This is a genomic window from Bacillus sp. AFS012607, from assembly GCF_002558005.1.
Lineage (GTDB): Bacteria > Bacillota > Bacilli > Bacillales > Bacillaceae_G > Bacillus_A > Bacillus_A thuringiensis_S.
In genome coordinates this window covers 1-701 of the sequence record NZ_NTVM01000047.1, presented here as the reverse complement: position 1 = coordinate 701, position 701 = coordinate 1, and the positions used below count along the sequence as shown (strand labels likewise).

Here is a 701-nt window from a genome sequence, read left to right as displayed (position 1 = left end):
GGTCGGGACCGCCATTTTAACTTCTGCTAATTGGCAGTTGTTTTTTATTGGACATTATGGTACGATAACATTTGTCTTTGAAAATAAGATATTTTTTCAGTGGGCTATAGCCAAGCGGTAAGGCAACGGACTTTGACTCCGTCATGCGCTGGTTCGAATCCAGCTAGCCCAGCCATTTACGAGCCATTAGCTCAGTTGGTAGAGCATCTGACTTTTAATCAGAGGGTCGAAGGTTCGAATCCTTCATGGCTCACTTTTTTGTTTTTTCCGCGCGGTCGTGGCGGAACGGCAGACGCGCTAGGTTGAGGGCCTAGTGGGGGAAACCCCGTGGAGGTTCAAGTCCTCTCGGCCGCATCAAAAAAATCTTAAAAAAGTACTTGCATTTGAAAATGTAGTATGATAAGATAATTGAGTCGCCAAAATACAACGACGAAAAAACATCATGAATAAGCGCCCGTAGCTCAATTGGATAGAGCGTTTGACTACGGATCAAGAGGTTAGGGGTTCGACTCCTCTCGGGCGCGCCAATTACGGGAAGTGGCTCAGCTTGGTAGAGCACCTGGTTTGGGACCAGGGGGTCGCAGGTTCAAATCCTGTCTTCCCGACCACGCGGGTGTAGTTTAGTGGTAAAACAAGAGCCTTCCAAGCTCTGGTCGAGAGTTCGATTCTCTTCACCCGCTTTTAGTTCTTTGAAAACTGAA

The 701-nt window shown here is 47.4% G+C and carries 6 tRNA genes; all 6 read left to right on the top strand.

Features of this window, described 5'->3' with window-relative positions:
* Positions 1–100 precede the first annotated feature (100 nt).
* Positions 101–175 (top strand) — tRNA-Gln (locus CN409_RS29755).
* Between the two features lie 5 nt (positions 176–180).
* Positions 181–253, top strand: a tRNA-Lys gene (locus tag CN409_RS29750).
* An 18-nt stretch (positions 254–271) separates the two neighbouring features.
* Positions 272–354, top strand: a tRNA-Leu gene (locus CN409_RS29745).
* 96 nt (positions 355–450) lie between these two features.
* A tRNA-Arg gene (locus tag CN409_RS29740) sits at positions 451–527 on the top strand.
* A 4-nt stretch (positions 528–531) separates the two neighbouring features.
* A tRNA-Pro gene (locus tag CN409_RS29735) sits at positions 532–608 on the top strand.
* A gap of 1 nt (position 609) precedes the next feature.
* Positions 610–680: transfer RNA gene (locus CN409_RS29730), tRNA-Gly, on the top strand.
* The last annotated feature ends 21 nt before the right edge of the window (positions 681–701 follow it).